Annotated in this window: 30 protein-coding genes; 19 read left to right on the forward strand and 11 right to left on the reverse strand. The window is 59.7% G+C overall.

The genetic code is table 11. The features are described from left to right. Positions 1-24: 24 nt before the first annotated feature. From BN1012_RS09305 to BN1012_RS09320, 4 genes are all read right to left on the reverse strand, one after another. On the reverse strand, positions 25-426 hold the full coding sequence (locus BN1012_RS09305; protein WP_043949401.1) for a PaaI family thioesterase: 402 nt from the start codon (positions 424-426) through the stop codon (positions 25-27). A gap of 342 nt (positions 427-768) precedes the next feature. After that, the gene (locus BN1012_RS09310) at positions 769-1,020 is read right to left on the reverse strand and encodes a hypothetical protein (RefSeq protein WP_043949402.1); all 252 of its coding nucleotides are present in this window, start codon (positions 1,018-1,020) and stop codon (positions 769-771) included. Between the two features lie 360 nt (positions 1,021-1,380). Next, positions 1,381-2,148 (reverse strand): competence/damage-inducible protein A, encoded by a 768-nt coding sequence (locus BN1012_RS09315; RefSeq protein WP_043949403.1) that lies wholly within the window; start codon positions 2,146-2,148, stop codon positions 1,381-1,383. Positions 2,149-2,178: 30 nt separating this feature from the next. Then, entirely contained in the window at positions 2,179-2,535 is a 357-nt protein-coding gene (locus tag BN1012_RS09320; protein ID WP_043949404.1) for a CPCC family cysteine-rich protein, read from the reverse strand. A gap of 149 nt (positions 2,536-2,684) precedes the next feature. Between BN1012_RS09320 and BN1012_RS09325 the strand changes: the two genes are divergently transcribed. From BN1012_RS09325 to BN1012_RS09350, 5 genes are all read left to right on the forward strand, one after another. Further along, positions 2,685-3,005: a contact-dependent growth inhibition system immunity protein gene (locus tag BN1012_RS09325; RefSeq protein WP_145973445.1), complete on the forward strand. Its 321-nt coding sequence runs from the start codon at positions 2,685-2,687 to the stop codon at positions 3,003-3,005. A 47-nt stretch (positions 3,006-3,052) separates the two neighbouring features. Next, the gene (sfsA, locus tag BN1012_RS09330; RefSeq protein ID WP_043949406.1) at positions 3,053-3,751 is read left to right on the forward strand and encodes a DNA/RNA nuclease SfsA; all 699 of its coding nucleotides are present in this window, start codon (positions 3,053-3,055) and stop codon (positions 3,749-3,751) included. Between the two features lie 15 nt (positions 3,752-3,766). Next, positions 3,767-4,588: a type I methionyl aminopeptidase gene (map, locus tag BN1012_RS09335; RefSeq protein ID WP_043949407.1), complete on the forward strand. Its 822-nt coding sequence runs from the start codon at positions 3,767-3,769 to the stop codon at positions 4,586-4,588. A 13-nt stretch (positions 4,589-4,601) separates the two neighbouring features. Next, positions 4,602-5,420: a RadC family protein gene (gene radC, locus BN1012_RS09340; protein ID WP_081826307.1), complete on the forward strand. Its 819-nt coding sequence runs from the start codon at positions 4,602-4,604 to the stop codon at positions 5,418-5,420. A 413-nt stretch (positions 5,421-5,833) separates the two neighbouring features. Then, entirely contained in the window at positions 5,834-6,253 is a 420-nt protein-coding gene (locus BN1012_RS09350; RefSeq protein WP_043949409.1) for a hypothetical protein, read from the forward strand. 190 nt (positions 6,254-6,443) lie between these two features. Here BN1012_RS09350 and BN1012_RS09355 read toward each other — a convergent pair whose 3' ends face one another. Then, complete coding sequence (locus tag BN1012_RS09355) at positions 6,444-7,364, reverse strand: LysR family transcriptional regulator (protein WP_043949410.1); 921 nt, start codon at positions 7,362-7,364, stop codon at positions 6,444-6,446. Between the two features lie 122 nt (positions 7,365-7,486). On the opposite strand from BN1012_RS09355, the gene BN1012_RS09360 reads away from it, so the two are divergent. The 3 genes from BN1012_RS09360 (at position 7,487) to BN1012_RS09370 (ending at position 9,832) form a co-directional block, all read left to right on the forward strand. After that, positions 7,487-7,927 (forward strand): DoxX family protein, encoded by a 441-nt coding sequence (locus BN1012_RS09360; protein WP_043949411.1) that lies wholly within the window; start codon positions 7,487-7,489, stop codon positions 7,925-7,927. Between the two features lie 149 nt (positions 7,928-8,076). Further along, positions 8,077-9,372, forward strand: a complete 1,296-nt coding sequence (gene purB, locus BN1012_RS09365) for an adenylosuccinate lyase (RefSeq protein WP_043949412.1) — start codon at positions 8,077-8,079, stop codon at positions 9,370-9,372. 7 nt (positions 9,373-9,379) lie between these two features. Further along, positions 9,380-9,832 carry a GNAT family N-acetyltransferase gene (locus tag BN1012_RS09370; RefSeq protein WP_043949413.1) on the forward strand — a complete coding sequence of 151 codons (453 nt, stop codon included), beginning with the start codon at positions 9,380-9,382 and terminating at the stop codon, positions 9,830-9,832. A 9-nt stretch (positions 9,833-9,841) separates the two neighbouring features. Here BN1012_RS09370 and BN1012_RS09375 read toward each other — a convergent pair whose 3' ends face one another. Continuing rightward, entirely contained in the window at positions 9,842-10,336 is a 495-nt protein-coding gene (locus BN1012_RS09375; protein WP_043949414.1) for a DUF4262 domain-containing protein, read from the reverse strand. A 728-nt stretch (positions 10,337-11,064) separates the two neighbouring features. Between BN1012_RS09375 and BN1012_RS09380 the strand changes: the two genes are divergently transcribed. The 3 genes from BN1012_RS09380 to BN1012_RS09390 all read left to right on the forward strand — a co-directional run bounded on the left by BN1012_RS09380 (position 11,065) and on the right by BN1012_RS09390 (position 13,866). Continuing rightward, positions 11,065-11,829: a histidine phosphatase family protein gene (locus tag BN1012_RS09380; protein ID WP_043949415.1), complete on the forward strand. Its 765-nt coding sequence runs from the start codon at positions 11,065-11,067 to the stop codon at positions 11,827-11,829. A 379-nt stretch (positions 11,830-12,208) separates the two neighbouring features. Beyond that, entirely contained in the window at positions 12,209-13,465 is a 1,257-nt protein-coding gene (locus BN1012_RS09385; protein ID WP_043949416.1) for a cytochrome P450, read from the forward strand. Continuing rightward, positions 13,462-13,866: a nuclear transport factor 2 family protein gene (locus BN1012_RS09390; RefSeq protein ID WP_043949417.1), complete on the forward strand. Its 405-nt coding sequence runs from the start codon at positions 13,462-13,464 to the stop codon at positions 13,864-13,866. Before BN1012_RS09385 ends, BN1012_RS09390 begins: the two co-directional genes overlap by 4 nt. 295 nt (positions 13,867-14,161) lie before the next feature. On the opposite strand, the gene BN1012_RS09395 is transcribed toward BN1012_RS09390, so the two are convergent. Together BN1012_RS09395 and BN1012_RS09400 are read right to left on the reverse strand one after the other, a co-directional pair. Continuing rightward, the gene (locus tag BN1012_RS09395) at positions 14,162-14,719 is read right to left on the reverse strand and encodes a MarR family winged helix-turn-helix transcriptional regulator (RefSeq protein WP_052535000.1); all 558 of its coding nucleotides are present in this window, start codon (positions 14,717-14,719) and stop codon (positions 14,162-14,164) included. Between the two features lie 72 nt (positions 14,720-14,791). Next, positions 14,792-16,747, reverse strand: a complete 1,956-nt coding sequence (locus BN1012_RS09400; RefSeq protein ID WP_052535001.1) for a pyrroloquinoline quinone-dependent dehydrogenase — start codon at positions 16,745-16,747, stop codon at positions 14,792-14,794. A gap of 106 nt (positions 16,748-16,853) precedes the next feature. Here BN1012_RS09400 and BN1012_RS09405 point away from each other — a divergent pair, with 106 nt between their 5' ends. Next, a complete protein-coding gene (locus tag BN1012_RS09405; RefSeq protein ID WP_043949418.1) occupies positions 16,854-17,573 on the forward strand; it encodes a TetR/AcrR family transcriptional regulator in 720 nt (239 codons plus the stop codon). A 52-nt stretch (positions 17,574-17,625) separates the two neighbouring features. Here BN1012_RS09405 and BN1012_RS09410 read toward each other — a convergent pair whose 3' ends face one another. Further along, on the reverse strand, positions 17,626-17,949 hold the full coding sequence (locus tag BN1012_RS09410) for a DUF1476 domain-containing protein (RefSeq protein ID WP_043949419.1): 324 nt from the start codon (positions 17,947-17,949) through the stop codon (positions 17,626-17,628). Positions 17,950-18,181: 232 nt separating this feature from the next. Between BN1012_RS09410 and purC the strand changes: the two genes are divergently transcribed. The 7 genes from purC to grxD all read left to right on the forward strand — a co-directional run bounded on the left by purC (position 18,182) and on the right by grxD (position 23,414). After that, entirely contained in the window at positions 18,182-18,949 is a 768-nt protein-coding gene (purC, locus tag BN1012_RS09415; RefSeq protein WP_043950880.1) for a phosphoribosylaminoimidazolesuccinocarboxamide synthase, read from the forward strand. Between the two features lie 160 nt (positions 18,950-19,109). Next, the gene (gene purS, locus BN1012_RS09420) at positions 19,110-19,355 is read left to right on the forward strand and encodes a phosphoribosylformylglycinamidine synthase subunit PurS (RefSeq protein WP_043950881.1); all 246 of its coding nucleotides are present in this window, start codon (positions 19,110-19,112) and stop codon (positions 19,353-19,355) included. Continuing rightward, positions 19,355-19,804 (forward strand): hypothetical protein, encoded by a 450-nt coding sequence (locus BN1012_RS09425; RefSeq protein ID WP_043949420.1) that lies wholly within the window; start codon positions 19,355-19,357, stop codon positions 19,802-19,804. The genes purS and BN1012_RS09425 overlap by 1 nt, the downstream gene beginning before the upstream one ends. Next, on the forward strand, positions 19,801-20,493 hold the full coding sequence (gene purQ / locus BN1012_RS09430; protein WP_043949421.1) for a phosphoribosylformylglycinamidine synthase subunit PurQ: 693 nt from the start codon (positions 19,801-19,803) through the stop codon (positions 20,491-20,493). Before BN1012_RS09425 ends, purQ begins: the two co-directional genes overlap by 4 nt. Then, positions 20,490-22,754, forward strand: coding sequence for a phosphoribosylformylglycinamidine synthase subunit PurL (gene purL, locus BN1012_RS09435; protein ID WP_043949422.1), 2,265 nt, complete (start codon positions 20,490-20,492; stop codon positions 22,752-22,754). The genes purQ and purL overlap by 4 nt, the downstream gene beginning before the upstream one ends. Positions 22,755-22,807: 53 nt before the next feature. Next, complete coding sequence (locus tag BN1012_RS09440; protein WP_043949423.1) at positions 22,808-23,041, forward strand: BolA family protein; 234 nt, start codon at positions 22,808-22,810, stop codon at positions 23,039-23,041. Positions 23,042-23,066: 25 nt separating this feature from the next. Further along, entirely contained in the window at positions 23,067-23,414 is a 348-nt protein-coding gene (gene grxD, locus BN1012_RS09445; protein ID WP_043949424.1) for a Grx4 family monothiol glutaredoxin, read from the forward strand. Between the two features lie 15 nt (positions 23,415-23,429). On the opposite strand, the gene BN1012_RS09450 is transcribed toward grxD, so the two are convergent. Next, entirely contained in the window at positions 23,430-23,933 is a 504-nt protein-coding gene (locus BN1012_RS09450; protein ID WP_043949425.1) for a hypothetical protein, read from the reverse strand. 42 nt (positions 23,934-23,975) lie between these two features. Then, positions 23,976-24,557, reverse strand: a complete 582-nt coding sequence (locus BN1012_RS09455) for a TetR/AcrR family transcriptional regulator (protein ID WP_043950882.1) — start codon at positions 24,555-24,557, stop codon at positions 23,976-23,978. Between the last annotated feature and the right edge of the window lie 7 nt (positions 24,558-24,564).

Below are 24,564 nucleotides of genomic sequence, written 5' to 3' on the forward strand. Positions count from 1 at the left end.
CGATCCCCGTGATTGCGGGGACACTCAAAGGATCATTTGTGTCTGACTGGTAAGTGCCACGAGCTTGCCGTCTGCGCGCTCGATGCGGGTCTGCCACATCTGTGTGCGCCGACCGCGATGCACCGGCGTGGACGTTGCTTTGACGGTCTGGCCGGCGGGGCATGCCGCCAGGAAGTTGGTCTTGCTCTCAACGGTCGTGGTGCCGCCGGCCCCGTCCGGCAGGTTCAGGAAGGTGGCCACCGCCCCCACTGTGTCCGCCAGCGCCATAGCGGTGCCGCCATGCATGATGTTGCCGGACGTGCACAGCTCTTCAGTAATCTCAAGTTCCGCCACCACTGCGTCAGGCTCGGCGGAGACAAACCGGATGCCCAGATGCTTGGCAAGCGGCAGAGGGTTGGCGTTGAGCCGGTCTGCTGTGTTGGTCATGGGACTTGCTCCTTCAGGTGTGTGTTTTGCTGAAGGATAGGTAGGCGGCACTGCCCCGACAGGGCCATTACGCGCGAGGTAAGGAGCACCAAAGGGCAGCATCCTCTGTCTGATCTCCACACCATTGTCCGGTTTAACCGGACAATCCACGCAGCCACCGCAGCATGGATCCCACCCCTCCGGTCAAGCCGGAGGGCTAAAGGGTCACCAAGCCGGAGGATGGCAATGGCTGGGAAATGTTGGCCGGTGCAGAAACCCCGGACGCAAAAGCGGCGCCCTTCGTTTCCGAAGACCGCCGCTTTGCCACTCGGTTAAGAGTGTGGATACGCGTGTGAGCCGTCTTTAGTTGACGAGGCCCTGCCAAACTGGCTTGCAAGTTCCGCCTACGGAACCCTGCACAGATGCCATGGCTTCTTCCATGTTGGCACCATCAGCAGTTGTTTCGCTGTCAGCAGCACCAGTGCACCATACGTAGAACTGGTGCGTGCCAGCCTTGCTCTGTGCTTCGTAGCTGGAGTCCAGCGCGAAAGCTGAGCCGGTCATGATGAGCGCGGCAGCGGCAACACCGAATGCGCCTGCGAGAATCTTTTTCATACTTAGTCTCCCTCGAGAGGTTTCCCCGCCCCCGTTTAAATCGGAGGTGATGTCCCTGAATGACAGTTCCGGTTTCTGCGTAATGCAGATCCGTCCTGCCGGTCGCTTATTTGGACGGCAGATGCTCCGTTCCGGTGAAAACGAAACGATCTCCTGAAAGATCGTCGATCCCCTCACCGGGCCGATGCGCATCGCGCCGCCCTTGTTTCCGGGCAGAACGATAACCGCTCCTGAGACTCATACTAATGGATTCCGCGTGGAATGACCTGAAATCTTCGTAATGTTGAAGGGGGTGTTGCCAAACTGTCACGAAATCGCGGTTAACGCAGCGATTTCAGACGGTTGAGACCTTGCCAGGCCTCAGGTGCCGTCCCCGACAACCGGCTCGACACCAAGCGCGCGGACCATCTCGATGGCCTCATTCTGCACCTTGGCCAGCAGGTCTGCATCGGTTGTGCGGAACACCAGATTCGCTCCGAAAGTGCCGTCCTTGTAATAGGGATAGCTGCCCATGGAGACCTGCGGATACTTGTCCTGCAGCACGCCCAGCGGCTCCGCAATCACGCCTTCGGCAATCTGCCCGGCGACCGAACACGCCAGCATCCTGGCACCGCCCGTCAGACGGTCCTCGATGCCGGTGATCATCGCCTGCATCACCGAGGGGATGCCCGCCATCACAAACACATTGCCGATCTGAAAGCCCGGCGCTTTGGAGACCGGGTTGTCGATCAGGGTCGCGGTGTCGGGAATGCGCGCCATGCGCTTGCGCGCATCGTTGAACTCGATGTCCGACGCATCGTAATGCGCCTGCAGCCGCGCCATGGCCTCAGGGTGGTGACCAATGGGCACGCCGAACGCTGCAGCAATCGAGTCAGCCGTGATGTCGTCATGGGTCGGGCCGATGCCACCGGACGTGAAGACATAGTCAAACTTCGCCCGCAGCGTGTTCACTGCGTCCACGATCTCGTCTTCGATGTCCGGCACAACGCGGGCTTCCATCACCCGGATGCCCCGCTCCCCCAGCCAGGTGGCAATGAACCCCAGATTCTTGTCCTGGGTGCGCCCGGAGAGAATTTCATCACCGATCATGATGACGGCGGCAGTTACTTTTTTATCTGACGTACTCATGGCAACGACTCGACCCTTAATCCCAAAATCTTAGTTTCGCGTCCGGCGCCAATACTCATCAGCCCAGTAGTAAAGCGATCTCTCCCCTTCCGGGTACGACACACCGTAGTCGTTTCCGGAAACAGGTCTTTCAATATCATCTAATTCCAAATCTATGAGCCGCCACCCGACTTCCCGTCTAACGTCCAGCGCACGCGCCTTGTTGGAAACGTCCAACCCGTCCATCTGGCTTTGGGCATCAAGCAAAGACAACTTGTTTGCGCCACCTGCCAATTCCGGAAACCGCAATTGTGAGATATCATCTTCCCAGCCACAGATCGGGCAGATGTTGTGCGAGCCCGGAGGTTCGTCATTCACCAGATAGCCGCAACAGACACACGGAAACACGGGACATCTACTCCGAACTCAAAAGGCGCACGACTTAGCCATACCAAATCACAGAAAGTGGGGTTCCTGCTGTTAAAGGCTTATCCGCAGGTCTCGACTTATGCGCTACCCTGATTGTCGAAATGCATAGAAGTAGTATGAGGTGTGTGTTGGAACAAAAAATAGTATTAGTAACTCATCAGCGGACTGAGATAGAAAAATTTGCCTCCTTTTTCCATCAGGACTGGAGGTACATTTATGATAGTGCGGACAAAGCTAGGGCTGACTATCTGAAACAGGTTGGTGAGCGGCAAAGACAGATCCTAGAGCGCGAGATAAGGGCTTTTTTATTGGCGCAGTCTGGCAACGGCTCACAAGCAGTCTTGAAAGCATGGTGCAAGCTGGGGGTTAATAACTGGGACCCTAAAGTTCAGGTCAAGCCATGGCTCAATGGCGCGTTGGAGGTCATTGATTTGCTTGCACAGGATTAACACCATTCAGATTGACCTAGAATTGTTGGGCAAGCATACCGGCACCCATGAAACTCCCCGCTCTCGTCTCCGGCACACTCATCAAGCGCTACAAGCGGTTCCTCGCGGATGTTGAACTCGACACCGGCGAAACCATCACCGCCCATTGCGCCAATCCCGGCGCCATGATGGGGCTGAATGATCCCGGCAACCGGGTGTGGCTCTCCAAGTCGGACAATCCCAAGCGCAAGCTCGCCTATTCCTGGGAACTGGTGGAGGTGGACGGCACGCTCATCGGCATCAATACGTCCATGCCCAACAAGCTGGCAGAGGAAGCCATTGCAGCCGACCGGATCAAGGAGCTGACGGGCTATGCCAACATGCGCCGAGAGGTGAAATATGGGCAGAACAGCCGCATCGACATCCTGCTGGAAGATGACAAAAAACCGCTTACCTATGTGGAAGTGAAAAACGTCCACCTGATGCGAGAGCCGGGACTGGCGGAGTTTCCCGACAGCGTGACGGCACGCGGCGCCAAACACCTGGTGGAGCTGGGCGATATGGCCGAACAGGGCCACCGCGCGGTGATGCTGTATCTGGTGCAATATCCCGGCACACAGCGCTTCAAGCTGGCGGACGACATCGACACGAAATACGCCGCTGCGCTGGAAATCGCCCGGGGTCGCGGTGTGGAAACACTATGTTATGGTTGTGACATCACAACGGATGCCATTGAGCTGACCTATCAGCTTGATATCGAGATTTAAGAAAGCCGAACGCCGATGAATTACGTGGATGCCTTCGACGCGCCGCTCGTCAACACCGGAGCCATCAAGCTGCATGGTTCGGCTGACTTTGAAGGCATGCGCAAGGCCGGACAGATGTCCGCTGCCGCCCTCGACATGCTGGTGCCCCACGTCGTGCCCGGCGTCACCACCGGCGAACTCGATCAGCGCGTTCTGGAATTTGCGCTGGACCATGGCGTGGTGCCCGCAACCTATGGCTATCGCGGCTACCGGCATTCCTCCTGCACCTCCATCAATCACGTGGTGTGTCACGGCATCCCCGGCGACAAGGCGCTGAAGAACGGCGACATCGTCAACATTGACGTGACCCTGCTGGTCGACGGCTGGCACGGCGACACCAGCCGCATGTATGCGGTGGGTGATATCAACCGCAAGGCAGAGCGTCTCATCGACGTGACCTATCAGGGCATGATGCGCGGCATTGAGGTCGTAAAACCCGGCGCAACGCTCGGTGACATCGGCGCGGCCATCCAGACATACGCGGAAGCAGAACGCTGCGGCGTCGTGCGGGACTTCTGCGGTCACGGTCTGGGCAAGGTGTTTCACGACGCGCCCAACATCCTGCATTACGGCAAGGCAGGCGAAGGCCAGGAACTCAAACCCGGCATGTTCTTCACCATCGAGCCGATGATCAATCTGGGTCGGCCCCATGTGAAGCTGCTGTCTGATGGCTGGACGGCGGTGACCCGCGACCGGTCCCTCTCCGCCCAGTTCGAGCACTCCATCGGCGTGACCGATGACGGCTACGAGATTTTCACGACCTCACCGGCCGGGCTCCACTGCCCGCCTTACGCTTAAAGGCATCTCGGGAATGTCGGGCTTCGAGGACACAGGCGGAAAGCCACTCCCCAAGCTACAACCTGAAACGCGCAATGGTGAGTCCGCAAAGGCCAAGGCCGAAACTGCGCCGAACCCATCGTCGGCAAAGCCTGCGCCCGGGAACAGTCCAAAGAAGGATCCTCCCTCCCACACCGGCCACCGCCAGCGTCTGCGCGAGCGGTTCATTCAGGGCGGTGCCGATGCCCTGCCCGACTACGAGCTGCTGGAGATGATCCTGTTCCGCGCCATCCCCCGGCGCGATACCAAGCCGCTGGCAAAAGACCTTCTCAAGCGCTTTGGCGGCTTCAACGAAGTTATCACCGCGCCGATGGCGCGCCTGATTGAAGTGCCCGGCGTGTCGGAAGGTGTGGCCACCGAACTCAAGCTCGTGCAGGCAGCGTCCCTGAGGCTGGCAAAGTCAAAAGTCATGGGCCGCCCGGCAATTTCCAGCTGGTCGTCCCTCGTGGACTACTGCACCGCTGCCATGGCCTATGAAACAACCGAGCAGTTCCGCATTCTGTTTCTCGATCGCAAGAACATTCTGATTGCGGACGAAGTTCAAAGCCGCGGCACCATCGACCACACCCCGGTCTATACCCGCGAAGTCGTGAAGCGCGCTCTTGATCTGGGCGCCAGCGCCATCATCCTCGTCCACAACCACCCGTCCGGCGACCCCACGCCAAGCCGCGCCGACGTGGACATGACCAAGAAGATCGAAGACGCCGCCAAGCCAGTTGGCGTTGCCCTGCATGACCACCTGATCATCGGCAAAGGCAACCACACGAGCCTGCGGCAGCTGGGGCTGCTCTAGCGGATGAGCGAGATAAAGATCAGACTCGGAATCGAGACCAACGACAAAACGTCCAAGCGCCGCTGCCAAGGCGTAACCCTGTCGTGGAATTCCTTACCACGCTCTGTCAACGCACCTCTAACTTGGTCGCGATCATTCTTCATCAATGAGCTGAATCCACGACTATTGGCAGGGTCCATATAAAACAGCCTGCAAACTACTTGTTCCGCCAGTGTGAGCACCAACTTCAGTGTCAAACCAGTCGCTGCGGCTACAAACAGTATGGCGCCAAGTGTGTTCATCAATCTTGTGGAACCAAGTTTTGTCGTGTCTTACACGTATGTTCTCCAACGGCACATACAACACCAAAAATGGCAAAAATCGAGGGGACTCTGTCCTTCCGGAAACAGTTCTTATGGTGTCATGTCACACCCATGACACGCCTCTATGACAAGCCCCTGTTGCGCTGGTATCTGCTGTTCATCGCAGCCTTCTATGCCTATGGCGCTGCGGTACATGTGGCCAATATGGCGAGCCTGACCGGCTTCGACTGGCTGGCCGCCCCGCGCCTCTGGCAGGCTTTGGATGTTGTGTATCTGGTACTGGACGTTGCCGTTGTTGTCGGGCTTTTGCTCCGGCACGCCTCTGGGCTGTATGCGTTCATTGTCGCGGCAACAAGTCAGATCATTCTCTACACGGTCTTTCGCGACGACGTAGCTATGCTGGGCACATCGCATGCGCTGGAGCCCGAGCAGATGGCGTATCTGTCCACGCTGGTGATGTTCCACATCGTCACGCTGGTGGCACTCGCGCTGCTGGCAGTCTTTGCCCCAGCAAGACAGCTGGACGCGTGAATATACCTCGTGGCGGCAGCGCTCGATCTGACGTCTCCCCCCCTCCGCATCCCTCCGGCTTGACCGGAGGGTCTACTTGCGTCCGCTGTTGAGCAGAGGTCGTAGGGCGATTCCTGAGTTGGCACTCGGACAGCAACAAGCAGCACTGAGAGTGGGCCCTCCGGTCAAGCCGGAGGGACACGGGAACCTGTTAGCGTTCCTCAAACGCATCCCATGACGGCACGGGGCCAAAGCGCTCCACCAGCAAATCGATCAGCAGACGGACCTTTGCAGACAGCACCTTGCCCGGCGGATAGACCGCATACATGGCGATGGTCGAGGCGCACCAGTCCGGCAGGACGCGTTCGAGCGCGCCTGATTTCAGATCATCGCCGATGATGAAGGTTGGCAGGCTGGCAATGCCGCCGCCCGCCAGCATGGCTTCGCGGATCATGTCGCCATTGTTGACGCGCAGGGGGCCGGTCGACCGTATCTGGGCGGCCACTTCACCCGGCGTGTCTTCACGTTCCAGGTCCAGCGCGTCCCCGCCGATGGAATATCGAAGACACCAGTCTCCATCCACGTCGTCCGGCGTCTGGGGACGCCCCACGCGGTCGAGGAAAGCCGGTGACGCCGCGAGCACCCGGCGGACCGGGGCAATGCGCCGGGCCTTGAGGCTTGAATCCGCCAGCGTGCCGATGCGAATGGCCACGTCGAACCCCTCATCCACAATGTCCACGAAACGGTCATTCAGCACGAGATCAACTTCAAGCCTGGGGTGCGCCGCCATGAACTCCGACAGCACCGGCGACAGATGCCGCAGGCTGAAGGAAAACGGCACGGATAGCTTGAGCAGGCCGCGGGCCTCGTCATGCAGACTGGCCGCAGCCGCATCCGCCTCTTCCAGATCAGCCAGCACCGCCCGCGCCCGCTCCCAATAGGCCTGCCCCACATCGGTGAGGCTCACCCGCCGAGTCGTGCGGTTGAGCAGCCGGGCGCCCAGCCGATCCTCAAGGGCAGCCACCTGTTTGGAGACCGCCGAATTCGATAAGCCCAAATCCTCCGCCGCCTTGGAAAAACTGCCCCGCTCCGCCACCGCCACGAAGACTTCCAGGGTCGATAACCGGTCCATCTGATTTATCCTATTCAGGAAACAATATTGTTCTTATCTACCCGATTATCCTTATCAGAGGAACACCTACCTTCATCTCCATCGAGACACACAGACCACAAACACCCTTCTGGAGATGACCCATGTTCAAGACACTTCTCGCTCAAAACGAGCTGCACGCCTCAACCGCTCCCCTCGCCGCCACGCTGCTGCGCGTCACGTTGGGAGTAGCCTTCCTCGCCCATGGCCTACTGAAAGTGCTGGTTTTTACACCCGCCGGCACAGTGGCCTTCTTTGAAAGCCAGGGTTTTCCCGGTGTCACGGCCTACGCTGTGATCTTCGCAGAGGTCGCCGGCGGGCTGGCCTTGATCCTCGGCCTGCACACCCGCGCCGTTGCGCTGGCCCTGGTACCGGTTTTGATCGGCGCAGCGCTGGTCCACCTGCCCAATGGCTGGGTGTTCTCCAACCCCGGCGGCGGCTGGGAATTCCCGGTGATCTGGATTTTCGCAAATCTGGTGCAGGCCCTTCTGGGCGATGGCGCCTTCGCCCTGCGCTCCCCCCTTGCGTCAGGTGAGGCCCGCTAGGGTCGTCTCCATTCCCACCGGCGGAGCACCCGCCTCGACGCTGCCAGCCCCGCATGCCTCCTTCGCGTTAATCGTGGTGGAAGTGTGCGGGGCCTTGGCGTATCAACACCCGCACCACATAAGACTCACGCAGGTTTTGGAGCCGCCACATGATCCCCCGTTACAGCCGCCCGGAAATGGCCGACATCTGGTCGCCCGAAACCAAGTTCCGCATCTGGTTCGAGATCGAGGCCCATGCCTGCACCGCGCTCGCCAAACTGGGTGTCATTCCCGAAGAAGCCGCCAAAAACATCTGGGACAAGGGCTCCAAGGCCAAGTTTGACGTGGCACGCATCGACGAGATCGAGCGCGAAGTGAAGCACGACGTCATCGCCTTCCTGACCCACCTGGCCGAGTTCATCGGCGAAGACAGCCGCTTCGTCCACCAGGGCATGACCTCGTCCGACGTGCTGGACACCTGCCTCTCCGTCCAGCTCACCCGCGCCGCCGACCTGCTGCTGGCGGACATGGACGCGTTGCTTGCGGCCCTCAAGAAGCGCGCGATCGAGCACAAGGACACGGTCACCATTGGCCGCTCCCACGGCATCCACGCGGAACCCACGACCTTCGGCCTCAAGCTGGCGCAGGCCTATGCGGAATTTGAGCGCGGCCGCATGCGCCTTGAACAGGCCCGCGCCGACATCGCCACCTGCGCCATCTCCGGCGCCGTCGGCACGTTTGCCAATATTGACCCAAGCGTCGAAGAGCACGTGGCCATGGAAATGGGCCTCGTGCCAGAGCCCGTCTCGACGCAGGTCATCCCCCGCGACCGCCACGCCCAGTTCTTTGCAACGCTCGGCGTCATCGCCTCATCGGTTGAGCGGCTGGCAACGGAAGTACGCCATCTTCAGCGTACGGAAGTTCTCGAAGTTGAAGAGTTCTTCTCCGAAGGCCAGAAGGGCTCGTCGGCCATGCCGCACAAGCGCAACCCGATCCTGACCGAGAACCTCACCGGCCTCGCCCGCCTCGTGCGCGGCATGGCCCTGCCGGCCATGGAAAACGTCGCCCTGTGGCACGAGCGCGATATCTCGCATTCAAGCGTCGAACGGATGATCGGCCCGGACGCCACCGTCACCCTCGACTTCGCCCTCGTGCGCCTCACCGGCGTCATGGACAAGCTGCTGGTCTATCCGGAAAACATGCAGGCCAACATGGACAAGCTCGGCGGCCTCATGCACTCCCAGCGCGTGCTCCTCGCCCTGACGCAAAAAGGCGTCAGCCGCGAAGACAGCTACCGTCTGGTCCAGCGCAACGCCATGCCAGTGTGGCGCGGCGAAGGCGTGTTCCTCGACCTGCTGAAAGCCGACGAAGACGTGGTCCTGTCAGACGCCGAACTCGAAGACCTGTTTGACCTCGGCTACCACACCAAACACGTCGACACGATCTTCAAGCGGGTGTTTGGGTAATCCCATTATGGCAGTGCAGATTGAATTGGTTCATGACGCACTGCCCGATGGCATCGACGCGCTTGTGACAGCCAGCAAAGCCGAGGGGATACGCAATATCTCCATGCTGGTGGACCAGTGGCACACCGGCGAGCAGCGCTTCAATCAGCACAACGCCGCGCTGTTCGCAGCCTTTCAGCATGGCCAGCTTGCCGGCATCGGTGGAATCACCCGCGAAGACGGTCTGGATGAGCCCGCCATGCGCGTGCGGCGGTTTTACGTGCTGCCACCGTATCGCCGGTCCGGCATTGCCACTGCGCTGGCCAGGGCTTGCATGACGCACGGTCTCCGCATCTGCCCCACCCTCACCTGCAATGCACAGGCAAGCGATGCGGCAGGTGTGTTCTGGCAGGCCATGGGCTTTGACGCGGTTCAGATGCCGACCATCACGCATGTTTTCCAGACTGCAAAAAGTCGGTAGGCAATTCAGCTACTGCAGCCGTCCAAGCCAGTCGCCGCCTGTGAGGTCCGGCTGAGCATTTAGATATTCGCGCGGAGCATTGTTGCTCCAGGGAAATATCGTTTTCTGCGTCGGCCAAACAAGCTGGACACACTCGAAATCATCGCCGAGGTAGAACCACCGCGTCCAACCAAGGTCTTCATAGAATTTCTTGTCGACAGGCAGAAAAACAACGTCATTCACAAGTACGTTCTGCACGGGCACCCCGAGTTGAAATCGCACGCCATCTTCGAGTTGGTCCTTTACGCCACCCAGAATCAATTGGGCCGTTTCAAACTCCATGGAAAAGACAACAATTTCTGGAAATCCATATCGAAGCCAGAAGCCACTAGTGAATGAGAACTTGGGCCAATCCTCACTTTCAAATATGTGATGGCCATACCAACCGTACTTTTTGATGTCGGCAATGAAACGGCGTTCGTGCTCATCGAACTCTTTATTTTCGAGGTCGAGTTGGGTTTTCAAAATTGCTGCTCCAGTGATGCGAGAAGTGGATGTTAGCAAAAAATTTCAAAAACTTATCCCCGGTCTCTCAGGGTCACCGATAATGGTCGTATCTCCTGCCACAAGGGCATCCGGGCCGTCCGGACTTGGGTGGGAGATGCGAATGCCTGGAAGGCAATGCGAGTGGCAGGTCCTTGGGAACGTGGACCGTGCGCGCAGGGCCGAAGCACGCAAGTGACGGGTGCGTGCTGCAAGGGCAGCGATGGGTCGGGCCTGGTCACGCCGTGGAAAAGCTGGCCCCGTATCCAACCGTGCCGTTCCAAAGTGCGGGATGCGGACGCAAGGCTCGCGGTGATCAAGGTTGGGGTAATGCCCAATCGGTCACCGTCCCAGTTCATCGCTGAAGACATTTGCGTGTGGAGCGCTCAAGGACCGCTCTCTTGTGACACGATATCGCCACGAGACCTGCGCATGAGCAGGCCTTGGGTGCTCCCGCTCCCTTAAGGGGGCAAGACGAAATGGATGATCGCAGCGAGGTTTCGCGTGCGGAGGTTTGCGGCTGTCTTGCACTTGCCGTATCCCCGGGCTCGACCCGGGGTCCACTCTCATTTGCTGTGCGGTTGATCATTTGCGAGTAGGCCCCGGATCAAGTCCGGGGACACGGAACATGGATCATCCGCCACACAAATGTTGTCGAAGGCCTATACTGATTGGCGAAACATAAATCCCCTGTCCCGGAGTTCCCCCAAATGACACCCGAACCACGCATTGCCTTTGATGGTGCCCTGCGCCGCCGCGTCTATCTGTTTCGCCATGGCGACGTGGCCTATGTCACCAAGGATGGCTCCATCGTGGCAGACCCCCGTGCCGTGCATCTAACGCCACAGGGACAAGCCGAAGCGGACGCCATGGGCGGCATGATGGCCGACGTGCCTTTGGACAAGGCCGTCAACACGGGCTTGCCGCGCACCAGGCAGACCCTGGCCCGCATTCTCGGCGACCGCGACGTACCGACGGAAGAAGTGCCGGACCTCGAAGAGCTGCGCTCGGACCGTGCACAGGCAGCCTATGAACAGGGCGGCGCGCCGGACCCGGTGCCCCTGCCCGATGATCTGGACGAAGTGGCCTATGCCTTTTTGAACGCCCACGAGCCCGGCATGCGCTATCGCAATGGCGAGGCCTTTGAAGATTTTCAGGCCCGCGTGGTGCCCGCCTTTGAAGGTCTGCTGAAAAAGCCGGACTGGCACCACATGGCGCTGGTGGCCCATGGCGGCGTCAACCGCATCATCCTGGGTTGGGCGCTGGGCACCGGCCTCAAGACGTTCGGCCAGTTCGAGCAGGACACCTGCTGCCTCAACGTGCTGGACGTGGACCAGGACCCCGACGACTTGTCGATCCGCCGGGTGCTTGTGCGCGCCGTCAACGCCACAACCTACGATCCCCCCAAGAAGGACCGTCACCTGACAACACTTGAGGGATTGGCACACAGGCTGAAGGAAGCGCGGGGCAGCTAAAACAACCCCGTATCCCCGGACTTGATCCGGAGCCTAATCGCCGACGCTCCATGCTGCAGCAGATGAGAGTGGACCCCGGATCAAGTCCGGGGATACGGCAGGAAAGTGGGTAATGTCATCCCACAACGCCATTGTCCGGTTTAACCGGACAATCCAAGCTGCGAACGCTGCATGGATCCCACCCCTCCGGTCAAGCCGGAGGGCTAAAGGGTCACCAAGCCGGAGGATGGCGAACAGTTTTCAATCGGCCAATGGCGCGATTAACAACACCGATTTCGCCTCCTTGATTGTTAACTCAGTAAACAATATACTGCGTCAATAATAAGGGAGGCGGCGCGTCCTCCTCCCACCCATCAGGCGTTTCCTGGGGAGGAAATCTATGGCTGACGACATTGCTGCACTTGTCGCAGACTTGCCCAGCGGCGACACAATCGCCAATCCCTATCCACTCTATACAAGACTGAGACCGCACGCACCGGTGCAGGGCTATCGCGACTATCCACCCGGCACCGTGCCCGGTGAAGATGAACCGGTGAATGCCTGGGTGCTGCTGGACTATGACCAGGTGTCCAAGGCCGCCCGCGACCACCGCACATTCTCGTCCCGTGACCCGCTGCAGGAAGGCTCATCCGCCCCGACCCTGATGCTGGTGAACCATGACAACCCGGAACACGACCGCCTGCGCAACATCGTCAACCTTGCCTTCTCCCGCAAACGCATCGAAGAGCTATCGCCTTATGTGAGCAAGATGGTGCATACGCTGCTGGACGAAGTAGAGAGCGCCAGCGGCGGCAAGGTTGAAGCCATGAGTGACATCTGCGCTGCCCTGCCCGCCCGCGTGATGGTGCATCTGCTGGGGCTGCCCAACGAGATCGCCGCCAAGTTCCGCCACTGGGGCACAGCCTTCATGCTGTCCGCAGACCTGACGCCTGAAGAACGCCAGACCTCCAACGTGGAGCTCTACACCTACTTTGTGGAGCAGGTGACGGCGATGGACGAAGCACTGGCGGCCGGCAAGGACGTGCCCGACAGCCTGATGCGGGCGTTGCTGACCGCCGAAGCCGACGGCGAAAAACTCACCCGCGATGAGGTCATCCGCTTCTGCCTGACGCTTGTGGTGGCAGGTGCCGAGACGACGACGTTCCTGCTGGGCAATCTGCTGCATCACCTCGCCACCATGCCGGAGATGACCGAGCGCCTGCGCGCCAACCGGGACGACATCGAAGGCTTCATGAATGAAAGCCTGCGTCACTCCGGCCCGCCGCAACGCCTGTTCCGCATCGCCGAAGCAGACGTTGAAGTGGGCGGACAGCAGATCAGGAAGGGTGACTGGGTGGCGCTGTTCTTTGCAGCAGCCAACCACGACCCGGCCATGTTCCCCGACCCGGAAAAATTCGATATCGACCGCACGAACCTCAACAAACAACTGACCTTCGGCGTCGGTGTGCATCACTGCTTGGGCTCAGCGCTTGCCAAAGCCGAAGCACGCGAACTGATGAATGCGCTTCTGGATCGCTACGGCGCCATCACCGAAACCGGCAGCGGGTCTGAGCCACAGCGTGCCAGCCTTCTCAACCACGGGCTCGCCACGCTCAACCTTCACCTGACACCAAAAATAAAGGACGCCGCACAATGAGCCTTCAGGAAGACAACATCGCCGCCACCCAACAGCTGTTTGCCGCCTTCGGCGCCGGCGACATTCCCGCCATCCTGTCTCACTGCAATGATGACATTCGCATCGAGTTTTACGGCCCCGACGACATCATCCCCTATGCGGGCATGTATGACGGCATGGAGGGTGCACGGACGTTTTTTGAAACCGTTCTGTCATCGGTGGATATTCACGTCTTTGATCCGCTGGAGTTTCTGTCTGACAAGGACAAGGTGATTGTGACCGGTGTGCTGCACCTCACCGCCAAGTCGACGGGCCGGGACATCAAGTCCGACTTCGTGCATGTGATCACCATGCGCGATGGCAAGTGGCTCAAGTTCCGCGATTTCATGGACACCAATCAGGCTGTGAAGGCGTTCTCCTAGATCCCCACACGACATGTCATTCCGCGCCCTTATCGCGGAATCCAGCAAAGGCAGGTGGAGGGGCTCCGCCTGCGCCCTGGGCCCCGCGACAGTGTCGCGGGGTGACGTGTTTGTGGTGCGTTGAAGAACCCGCACCCCCGGACGTGATCCGGTATCCACTCTCGATTGCCATGCAGTTGATCGTTTGCGAGTAGGCTCCGGATCAAGTCCGGAGATACGGGTCGTGGGTGCCAATCAACAGCGCCCCATTGTCCGGTTTAACCGGACAATCCATCGGGCGGAGGCCGCATGGGTCTTAAGACTTATCCCCGCTCTCCATCATCACGATAGAATTCGTGATGGCCTGGAAAAACTTGATGCCTTCGCGGATGGTCGCTTCGTCCATCGGCTCCATCATCTCTTTGATAACCTCGACGCCTCGATCCATCATGGCGGCAATGTGCTTGGCACCCTTGGGTGTCAGCCGCACGATTTTTTCGCGTGCCGAATTGGGGTCTTCTTCCTGCACCACAAGTGACAGGGGCGGCGACGCCATGGCCCGAATGGCCTTGGTGATAGCCGCACTGGAAATATCGAACCACGAGCGCAAAGACTGCTCGATGTCCTTGCGGCGCATCATGGTGCCATTCTCGCCGGCCGAGTGGATGTGCCAGAGGACCGCCACCTGATGGCGGCCAAGCTCGCCCATCACACCCTTGTCGCGCAGGGCGTCTTCCACCTTGATGCCGGCCTTGTAGTGGATGGGATAAAAGAAGCCGAGCAGCGCCAGCGCGGCTGCAGGCCGGTCAAAGCCCTTGCCGTCTTTGAGGCTGGGCCCCGATCTGGGCACGGACTTGGATTTTGCAGGCGACATGGGCGGCACTCCGATTCTTCCGGTGCGCCATCCTACCGCGAGTTTTGCCACGCCACCTATGGCGACAATCGCCTATGGCAGCGCGAAAGCAACAACCCGGTCATTCAACGTCGTCGTCGAGCGCGAATGCCCACCAGCAGAAATCACCACATACTGCCTGCCCTGCCACTCATAGGTCATGGGCGTGGCCTGCCCGCCACCGGGCAACCGGCCTTTCCACAGTTCTTCGCCGGTCTTGGCATCAAATGCGCGCAGATAATCATCCATGGCCGCACCAATGAAAACGAGGCCACCGGCTGTCACCAGCGGACCCCCGAAATTGGGCGTACCCAGCTCCCAGGGAATGGGAACCGGCGCCATGTCGCGCACCGTACCCAACGTAGATTCCCACGCGATCTCGCCCGTCGACAGATCAATGGCGTGCAGCACGCCGAACGGAGGCTTGTTGCACGGCAAACTGATCGGCGACAGCACCAGGTCGCGCTTCATGCCGTAGCGGGTGCCCACCTGGGCGCTGATTTCCTTGTTGGGTTCTGCTTCCTTGGCGGCAGCAAAGTCATCACGCGGAATGAGCTTCACCACGTGCAGCGCGCGCGAGGTGTTGACGTACATCAGCTGGGTCTGCGGGTTGAACGCCATGCCACCCCAGTTGGCACCACCGCCGGAGAACGGGAACATCAGCGTCCCCTGTTCGCTGGGCGGCGTGAAGAGGCCATCGTTCCTGTACTGGGCAATCATGTCGCGGCAGGCCCCGCGGTCCCAAAAGGTGAGCCCCCATGCATCGTCCGGGCTGATGCTGTGGGGCACCAGCGCCGGTGGCTTTTGCGGCATGGGTTGGGTCGGCGACAGAACTTCCCCCGGCGCGCCGTCCTGCGGCACGGGCACTTCATCCACCGGGAACACCGGCTCGCCCGTGTCGCGGTCCAGCACGAACACGAACCCGGTCTTGGCGACCTGCACCACAACGTCACGCGGGCCGTCGCCCTTGTTGATGGTCACAAGGCTCGGCTGTGCAGGCAGGTCATAGTCCCACACATCGTGATGCACCGTCTGGAAGTGCCAGCGCACGTCACCGGTAGCTCCGTCGAGAGCCACAACAGAATTGGCGTAGCGATTGTCGCCAGGACGCGCGCCGCCATAAAAATCTGGCGAGGGAGACGACGTCGGCAGAATGACCAGGCCCCGCTCGTGATCAACAGACATCGGCGCCCACACATTGGCGTGGCCGGTCCGCGCGGCATCCTCCGCCCGCCAGTTGCCCGGTTGCTCCGCAGCACCGCGCACCACCGCGTCAAACTCCCAGCGCGGCTCGCCGGTGCGGATGTCGAATGCACGCACCGCACCTTTGGGCGCATCCGCGCGGGCGTTGTCGCCAATGGCAGAGCCGACGACAACAACGTCACCCACTGTCACCGGCGGCGACGTAATCTGAAATTCGCCCGGCCACCACAGATCCATGCCGGGATTGATCTTCACCTGCCCTGTCTCACCGAACTGAGCGCACGGGTCGCCAGTGGCTGCATCAACAGCGATCACCCGGCTGTCCGCTGTCCCCATGAAGATGCGCGCAGCGCACGCAGCGCCCGGCTCGGCCTGTGTGTCTTCCCAATGGACAACACCGCGACAGACATACTGGTTGGCAGGCTCATAGTCCGTGGCGATACCCGGGTCATACCGCCAGAGCTCCTCACCCGTGCCCGGGTCCAGCGCGATGATTTCGTTGAACGGCGTGCAGTAGGTCAGGCGGCCATTGACCAGAATGGGCGTGCCTTCGGACGCGCTCTTTGCCACCGCCTCAGGACGCGTATCCATATCGCCGGTCGAATATTCCCACGCCATCTCCAGGTCACCGACCGTGTCCGCCGTTATGTCCTGCGCTGGGCTGTATCGGCTGCCACCGGCATCACCCCCGTAATGCGACCAGCCCGGCGTCTGGGGTCGGGGATCCTGCGCCTGCACGCTGGTGACGGCAAGCAGAAGACCAGTGCTGGCAAACGCGACGTGGCGGATAAGCTGGGAGAAGGGCATGGCGTGATATCCCGAATGGTTGCTCACTAATTGAATGAATGATTTATTTAATTAATGCGCGCCGTCAAGGGGTAAGATGCCTACGAAGCGAAATCAGTGAGTCGACATGCCAGCCAACAGACCGCCCTCCCGCCGCTCAAAAAGAGGCGAAACCCCGCAGGAACGCTTGGAAGTTGTGGCCCGGGCCGCTTTTGAGTGCATCAGCCGCACAGGCTATCTGCGCACCCAGATGGCAGACGTGGCAAAAGCCGCCGATCTCTCGCCGGCAGCCCTCTACAGCTACGCCAAGGGCAAGGAGGGACTGCTCACCCTTGCGGTTCTTCATGCCCTGGGAGATGGCCTGCCGGACGGACCGCTGCCCATCACACCAATGACACCTGACGAGATTGTTGATCTGAGTGAGAGGCGGATTGCGCAGCTCGCCCACTGGGACACACTGACCGCAGCCTTGAAGGCAAAGACACCGCCGACCCTTGCGACGCTCAAGCAAATAGGTGCGGAGGCGTATGACCTGCAATCCGCCAACCGCAAGGGCATCTGGCTGATCGACCGGCTGTCGCTGGAGCTGCCTGAAATTGAAAAGATGCAGGCTACCCGCATGCACGGAGCCTTGATGGGCGACCTGACACACCTGATCGCCAAATGGGCCGAACCGGGAATCGTGCCCGATGTCGCAGCCCGCAACGCCGTTGAAATGCTGGCCTGGCCGTCCATGCACCGGCATCGCGATGCCTGGCTCAAGCCGACAGCAGACGAAGCCCAGATACGCGAAACAGCGCTGCGTCAGTACGCGGCGCTGCTTGCTTCAACAATTCGGAAAAAATAGAAGCAGCGCCGGGCAGGACGCCGTGCGGAGCGCCGGGCATGCAACTTTGGCCTTAGCCTTCGTTGGCGACCTGCTCGCGGGCCTTGACCATGAGTTCCTGCATGGTGCGGCGGATCTGGTGCTCTGACTTGTCGACGCTGCGGGCTTCAAGATCGCCGGCCACCTTGCGGTACACGTCCTCTTCGCCAGCTTCTTCGAAGTCCGCTTTGACCACTTCCTTGGCATAGGCATCCGCATCGTTACCGGTCAGGCCCATGGCCTCTGCGGCCCATAGCCCCAGCAGCTTGTTGCGGCGGGCAACAGCCTTGAATTCGAGTTCCTGATCGTGGGCGAACTTGTTCTCAAAGTCCTTGCCGCGCTTGTCTAGTGAACTCATCTCGAAACGCCTCTTGCCAAATGGGTGCCATGCTGTGGGGCATTGCCCCCACGAACAGACAGAAAACTGCCAAATTTCAGGGATTTTGACCATATGCCAGCCCTGAACTTCGGCTAGGCATAGCCCCCAATTTCCGCTAAAGCAACACGTGTGCACGGGCGCGCTTGAGGTCAAGTGGTCGCACCGCACAATCCGCCAGTTTTGGCGCCAATCCAAGATGGATTCCCAATTGATGACTCGCCGCAGAAAAATCTATGAAGGCAAGGCCAAGATCCTCTATGAGGGTCCCGAGCCAGGCACGCTTGTTCAGCATTTCAAGGACGACGCGACCGCCTTCAACAACAAGAAACACGATCTGATCGAAGGCAAGGGCGTCCTCAACAACCGTATTTCCGAATACGTGTTTACGCGTCTGGGCGAGATCGGCATTCCCACCCACTTCCTCAAACGCGTCAACATGCGTGAGCAGCTGGTGAAGGAAGTCGAGATCATCCCCATCGAAGTGATGATCCGCAATGTCGCCGCCGGTTCCCTGGCCAAGCGCCTTGGCATTGAGGAAGGCACGCCCCTTCCCCGCTCGATCATCGAATTTGCCTACAAGTCCGACGAACTGGACGATCCGCTGGTCACCGAAGAGCACATCACGGCTTTCGCCTGGGCAACGCCCCAGGAAATCGACGACATGATGGCCATGAGCCTGCGCATCAATGACTTCCTGTCCGGCCTGTTTCTGGGGATCGGCATCAAGCTCATCGACTTCAAGATCGAGTTTGGCCGCCACTTCGAAGGCGAGATGATGCGGGTCATTCTGGCTGATGAAATCAGCCCGGACTCCTGCCGCCTGTGGGATACCGCCACAAACGAAAAGCTCGACAAGGACCGGTTCCGCCGTGACCTGGGCGGGCTGATGGATGCCTATCAGGAGGTGGCCCGCCGCCTCGGCATCCTGATGGAAAACGAAGACCAGACACCCCGCACGGGCCCCGTGCTTGTGAAGTAAGTCTGGTCAGGTAGCTGCCATGCGCCCACCAGTGGGCACGCCGGTGCACCCGCTGATATTTTCAGCATACGCACCAACCTGATTCGAACCCTCGCCTGCATGTATCTGACATGCGGCGAGCATCAAGGAGCTCCGCCAGAACCGGCTGGAGAACATGTCCATGAAGGCACGCGTTCACGTCACGCTTAAGAACGGCGTTCTCGACCCCCAGGGCAAAGCCATCGAAAAGACGCTCGGCAATCTGGGCTTCTCCGGCGTCGGCGATGTCCGTCAGGGCAAGGTCATTGAACTGGACCTCGAAGAAACCGATGCCGCCAAGGCAGAAGCCGCCGTCAAGGACATGTGCGAACAGCTCCTCGCCAACACGGTGATCGAAAACTACACGATCGAACTGGACGCCGCATAATGAGACTTAAGGCGCGATCAATCTGTTTCGTGCTGGGAGTTTGGATCAGTGTATCGACGGCGACAGCAACGTCTGCATCCGCCAAAAGTCCCTACCCTGATGAGACCCCAATCGTCGTATTGGACTGCACGCTCGGGTTCGATGCATTGGTCAAGATGATTGAGCAACTGCCGCAGTTTCTGAATGAAAATGGCATCCGGACTTACTCAGTAGAAGACCCCGAGAGACACTTCTTAATTGTGTCGGACGATCACCCTGCTGCACCGATGATACTGTTGTCGGTTTTCGTTACGATTGACGACGTCACCTACATGCAGCAGAGCCATTGTAGCTTTGGCGACCAGCAGGCAACCGATATCGTCATGAGCTGGACTAACGGCACGCAATTGACGGGCGGACAGGGCTTCACAATCTATCCCCCGATGGGCAAGGACTTCCAAGCTAGATGAAAAGCGCAGTCATTATCTTCCCCGGTTCCAATTGTGACCGGGATACGCTGGTGGCGCTGGAGCGCATCACCGGACGCAAGCCGACACAGGTCTGGCACACGGAAACAGACCTTCCCGAGTGCGACCTTGTGGTCCTGCCCGGCGGCTTCACCTATGGCGACTATCTGCGTGCCGGTGCCATGGCCGCCCGCTCGCCGGTAATGGCTGCCGTCAAGAAGCGCGCGGAAGATGGCGCCCATGTGCTGGGCATCTGCAACGGTTTCCAGATGCTGACTGAAACGGGCCTTTTGCCCGGCGCCCTGATGCGCAATGCGGACCTCAAGTTCCTGTGCAAGGACGTGCATCTGAGCGTTGAGCGCAACGACACAGCCTTCACCCGCAAATACGCGACCAGCAAACCGATCCGCATTCCCATCGCGCATCATGATGGCAACTATTTTGCGGATGACGAAACCCTGGCCCGTCTTGAAGGCGAAGGCCGCGTGGCGTTCCGCTATGTCACCAAGGAGGGCGCGCCGAACGAGGACGCCAACCCCAATGGCTCGCGCGGCAATATTGCCGGCATCTATTCGGATGATCTGCGGGTGCTCGGCATGATGCCCCACCCGGAGCGGTTGATTGAGCCTGCCCTAGGCGGCAGCGATGGCCGCCCAATGTTTGAAGGTCTTCTGGAGGCCCTTTCCTCATGAGTGAAGCTGTTTCAAACGAGCAGGAACTCCCCCAGGCTGACCCCGGCGTCCACGAGCCTGAGATCACACCTCAGATCGTCAAGGAACATGGCTTCTCCGAAGAAGAATACGCCCGTGTGCTGCGTGCCCTGAACCGCACCCCAACCATGACCGAGCTTGGCGTTTACTCCGTCATGTGGTCCGAGCACTGCTCCTACAAGTCATCCCGCGTGTGGTTGAAGCAGCTTCCGACCACCGGCGAGCAGGTGATCTGTGGTCCCGGCGAGAATGCAGGCATTGTGGATATCGGCAATGGCCTGGCCGCCGTCTTCAAGATGGAAAGCCACAACCACCCGTCTTTCATCGAGCCCTATCAGGGCGCAGCCACCGGCGTCGGCGGCATCATGCGCGATGTCTTCACCATGGGTGCGCGCCCGGTTGCCAATCTCAATGCGCTTCGCTTTGGCGCGCCGGAACATGAAAAGACCCGCCACCTTGTGGAAGGCGTGGTCTCTGGCATCGGCGGCTACGGCAACTGCTTTGGCGTGCCCACCGTTGGCGGCGAGGTTGAGTTTGACCCAGCCTATAACGGCAACATTCTGGTCAACGCCATGTGCGTCGGCCTCGCGCCGGCGGACAACATCTTCTATGCGGCGGCGTCCGGCATCGGAAACCCGGTCGTCTATGTGGGCTCCAAGACCGGCCGTGACGGCATTCACGGTGCCACCATGGCGTCTGCCGAGTTCGACGATGACAGCCAGGAAAAACGCCCGACCGTGCAGGTGGGTGATCCGTTCACGGAAAAACTTTTGCTGGAAGCCTGCCTTGAGCTGATGGCGGAAGACGCCATCGTCGCCATTCAGGACATGGGCGCTGCCGGTCTCACATCCTCATCTGTTGAGATGGCGGGCAAAGGCAATGTCGGCATTGAGCTGAGCCTTGATGACGTGCCCTGCCGCGAAGACGCCATGACAGCTTACGAAATGCTGCTGTCTGAAAGCCAGGAGCGCATGCTCATGGTGCTGAAGCCGGGCCGCGAAGACAAAGCCCGCGCGATCTTTGAAAAGTGGCAGCTCGACTTCGCCGTCATCGGCACCATCACCGACACGGGCCGCATGGTCGTGCGCCACAAGGGCGTGATGGTGGCAGACCTGCCGCTGGACAGCCTCAACGACGACGCGCCGATGTATGAGCGTCCTTACGAGTTCACCAAGGCACCAAAACCGTTTGAGACGGCCAAGGCTGCAGCACCCGACAATGCAGCCCAGACACTGGTGAAGATGGTGGGCTCGCCCGCCCTCTCCTCGCGTCGCTGGATCTACGAACAGTATGATCACACCATTATGGGCGACACCATTCAGCGCCCCGGCGGCGACGCCGGTGTAGTGCGTGTACATGGCACCAACACAGCACTCGCGACCACCGTTGATGTGACCCCGCGCTATTGCAAAGCCGACCCCAAGGAAGGCGGCAAGCAGGCGGTTGTAGAAACCTGGCGAAACCTTGTCGCGACCGGTGCCAAGCCGCTGGCGATCACCGATTGCATGAATTTCGGCAACCCGGAACGCCCTGAAATCATGGGACAGTTTGCGGGCTGCATCCTCGGCATGAAGGAAGCCTGCGAGGCGCTGGACTATCCGGTCGTCTCCGGCAACGTGTCGCTCTACAACGAAACCAACGGCACCGGCATTCTGCCGACGCCTGCCATTGGCGGCATTGGCCTCATTGAAGACGCCCGCATCTATGCCCGCACCGACGGCATGAAGGATGGCGACGAGCTGATCCTGATTGGTGAAGAAAAGGGCTATCTGGGTCAATCGCTCTATATCCGCGACATCCTCGGTATGGACCTCGACAAGGAGGGTGGCGCCCCGCCGCCCATCAATCTTGAGATCGAACGCCGCAACGGTGACTTCGTGCGCGGGCTCATTGGCACCGGACGTTTGTCCGCCGTGCATGATCTGTCCGACGGCGGCCTCTACGTCGCCCTGGCTGAACTCTGCGTCTCCAGCAATGTGGGTGCGGAAGTTACGCTTCCCGACGGTATTGAAGCCCACGCAGCGCTGTTTGGCGAAGATCAGTCCCGCTATGTCATCGCCCTGCCCGCGAACCTGGTTCAGCAAGCCCTGAAGGCGGCTGGCAAGGCTGGTGTGACAGCCCGCCATCTGGGCAAGGCTGGTGGCACGCAATTGACGGCGCAGGGGTGTGACCCCATATCTGTTGAGACATTACGCGAGGCCCACGAGGGCTGGTTCCCGGCTTACATGGATGCTACCCATTAGCCTCCCGACAACGGGAAAACCGCAAAGAAACTAAGAGTTTAGGAGCGTAACCCATGGCCATGGCCGCAGCAGAGATCGAAAAATTGATCCGCGAGGCATTGCCTGATGCTGAAGTCGTGATCGAGGATCTGGCGGGCGACGGAGATCACTATTCCGCCGTCGTCAAAACACCGGCCTTCGCCGGCCTCACCCGCGTCCAGCAGCACAAGATGGTTTACGACGCGCTGCAGGGCCGCATGGGTGGCGAACTGCATGCCCTGGCACTGCAAACATCTGCGCCAAAATAGGCTTAGAAACCTGAAGGACACCGCTATGAGTGATACTCCCGCATTCGACAAAATCGACGCCGCCATCAAGTCAGATGATGTGATGCTGTTCATGAAGGGCACGCCCGTGTTCCCTCAGTGCGGCTTTTCTTCAACTGTCGTGCAGATCCTCAGCTATCTCGGCGTGAAATTCTCGTCGATGAATGTGCTGGAAGATGACGATGTGCGCGAAGGCATCAAGCAGTTCTCAAACTGGCCGACCATTCCCCAGCTCTACGTGAAGGGTGAGTTCGTCGGCGGCTGCGACATCCTCCGCGAAATGTTTGAAGAAGGCGAGCTGCGCGACTACTTCGCCGGTAAAGGCATTGCCATGGAAGAACAGGCAGAGGCCTAGGCCCGGCAAGCTTGACTAGCGGAAGACTCCTGCGCCGGCCTTGTTGCCATCAGCAAGAGCGCGCTGCTTGAATTCATCCATTGTACTCTGACAGAATCCCATGTCGCGATCTAGAAGACCACCACCACCAAATATGGTCTGCTGATCGTCCAACCGCTTATTCATCAGCTCAAGATAGTGCAGATGATCCGGCACCAGACGTTTTAGCTGTTGAGCTGTTACCTCTTCAGGATCCACGTGTGGTAGAGCCTTCTGCCCATTGATCGTTGCTATTCGCAGAAACGCTTTGCCATTCCAAGAATAGTCTTCCGCCGCTTGCTCCATCCCTGCTCTTGCGGCGGTTTTGCCCAATGCAGAGAGAAGCGCCGAACATCGCAAGGTCACGGAAACCAGATAATCTGAGGCTTCCACATTTGCTTCAAGGTTCTCTAGCGGAACCAGCGCGGAATCCGTTGCGGACGCGGGATTGATAGCGCCGACCACCAAGCCCAAAACCAGAAGTAGCTGCACGTAGTTCATCGAAGAACGATGACATGGATGAGTGGCGCAGACAACAAAGGCCTAAGCCGCTTTCATCGCCTTTACCTGAGCAGACAACAAGGATGCCGCGGTCTTGATCGCGGCATCCTTTTTTTCGACCCGTGCAATCATCAGGGCCCCTTCAAAGGCAGCCAGCGTGTGGGTTGCAAGCGCTGTTGCATCCCTGCGCGACAAGCCATCCGCCACAAACTTATCCCCGGTCACCTGGCGCCATCTATCATAGGCCGCATGACCCTGCTCCCGGATCCTGTCGCTCTCCCCTGCCATCTCCAGCAACACCGTGGAGATCGGGCAGCCTTCTTCGTAGTTGGACTCGTCGAGCCAGCCGATCAGCAATTTTGCAAAGCCGCGCAGATAGGCCGGGCCGTCCTTGGTCGACGCCGCAAGACCCTCCAGCGTCTGCCCTACCAGAATGCCCCCGGCTTTCACCGTGGTTTCCGCCAGCTGCTCCTTGCCTTCCGGAAAATAGTGATAGAGCGACCCCTTGGGCGCACCGGAGGCCGTGAGAATGTCATTGAGACCGCTGGCGCCATAGCCCCGCCGCCGGAACAGGCCCACGGCTGCATGGATCAACGCCTGCTTGTGTTTTGCTGCCCGGGGCATGTCGCTG

The organism is Candidatus Phaeomarinobacter ectocarpi, from assembly GCF_000689395.1.
Lineage (GTDB): Bacteria > Pseudomonadota > Alphaproteobacteria > CGMCC-115125 > CGMCC-115125 > Pyruvatibacter > Pyruvatibacter ectocarpi.